The organism is Chryseobacterium sp. RU33C (genome assembly GCF_900156015.1).
GTDB classification, from domain to species: domain Bacteria; phylum Bacteroidota; class Bacteroidia; order Flavobacteriales; family Weeksellaceae; genus Chryseobacterium; species Chryseobacterium candidae.
Genome location: NZ_FTMT01000050.1, coordinates 1 through 1,294, shown reverse-complemented (window position 1 = coordinate 1,294; position 1,294 = coordinate 1). Strand labels below are relative to the sequence as shown.

At 37.7% G+C, this 1,294-nt stretch carries 1 protein-coding gene; it reads right to left on the bottom strand.

Annotated elements, in window-relative coordinates; genetic code table 11:
• On the bottom strand, positions 1-1,190 hold a 1,190-nt coding region (locus BW946_RS20985), incomplete at its 3' end, for an IS256 family transposase (protein ID WP_076598023.1).
• Positions 1,191-1,294 lie beyond the last annotated feature (104 nt).

Below are 1,294 nucleotides of genomic sequence, written 5' to 3'. Positions count from 1 at the left end.
CTTTCTTCAAAAATAAGCATAAATTGGTTGAGAACAATACCCCAATTTTGAATTGGCATTGTCCATTTTTTAGTAGCTTCTTTTAAAGCGAGATAAACAGACTTTAAAACCGCATCATCAGTAGGAAAAGACATTTTGTTTTTCGTGTATTTCCGTATTTTACCGTTGAGATTCTCAATTAAATTGGTGGTGTAAATGATTTTACGGATTTGGAGAGGAAATTCAAAAAACACGGTTAATTCATCCCAGTTATCTCTCCATGATTTAATGGCATAAGAATATTTTGATTGCCATTTATCTGCAAAATCATTCAAAGCAGCTTCTGCTGCCTGTTTCGTTGGAGCGGTATAAATATGTTTCATATCTGCAGAAAACTCTTTCCTGTCCTTCCAGACCACATATTTGCAGGCATTCCTGATCTGATGAACCACGCAAATCTGAGTTTGAGACTCAGGAAAGACACTGCGGATGGTCTGGGTAAATCCGTTTAAGTTATCGGTAGCTGTGATGAGAATATCCTCCACACCACGGGCTTTGAGATCGGTCAAAACACCCATCCAGAAACTCGAACTTTCATTTTTACCCAGCCACATCCCGAGAACTTCTTTCTTTCCTTCCCGATTTAAACCTACTGCTAAATAGATGGTTTTGTTAATAACTTTAGAGTTCTCACGAACCTTGAAAACAATCCCATCCATCCAGACAATGAGATATAAGTCTTCTAGAGGACGGTTTTGCCAGCTAACGACCTCAGTTGCAACAGCATTAGTGATTCTGGAAATTGCGGAAGTTGATATTTCAAAATCATATAACTCTTTCACCTGTTCTTCGATATCGCTCACGCTCATGCCTTTGGCGTAAAATGAGATGATAATATTTTCCAGACCTTCGATGATATTATGTCTTTTGGGAACCAACGCAGGCTCAAAACTGCCGGATCTGTCTCTAGGAACTTTGATTTCGCTCTCACCAAATGAGGATTTAATTTTCTTGCTTCCGTGTCCGTTTCGGTAATTGCCGTCTTTGGTTTTTTGGTGCTTTTCATTGTCCAGATGAGCATCCAGTTCCGCTTCCAGCATGTGTTCTACAGCACGTTTGTGCATCTGTTTGAAGAAAGAAGTTAGCTCTTCTCCATTTTTAAAGGACTTGTAGAAATCCTTGTTGTTTAATAATTCTTCTTTGTCGATCATAACTATATAGGTTAAAAATAATAAAAAGTTATTTCCGTAAAATTTTTTGAGCTATGAGGGCTCAAAATTTTCCAGAATAACTTTTTAACTTACACAGTTAGTGA